1 protein-coding gene is annotated in these 235 nt (G+C 48.1%); it reads right to left on the reverse strand.

Annotated elements, in window-relative coordinates:
- Nucleotides 1-221: AMP-binding protein (locus tag A3757_RS03830; RefSeq protein ID WP_231878210.1), on the reverse strand; the 221-nt coding region annotated here is incomplete at its 3' end.
- Between the last annotated feature and the right edge of the window lie 14 nt (nucleotides 222-235).

Consider the following 235-nt stretch of genomic DNA (forward strand, 5'->3'; position numbering starts at 1 on the left):
ATAAGTTCACCTGTCTCGTTTGGCCCCAATAGTTTGCCGCTTTCATCGCTAATCGCTAACTCTACATCAGGTATTGGGATGCCGATTGAGCCGGCTTTTTCTAGTAGTCTGGCTGGCGGCAGGTAGGTGAGCCTTGCTGACGCTTCAGTTTGTCCATACATGACGTAAATATCGGTGTTAGGTAGTGCCTCTAGTAACTCTTTGGTAGTCGTAACACTCATACTTCCACCTGCCT

It is taken from the genome of Oleiphilus sp. HI0117, from assembly GCF_001635235.1.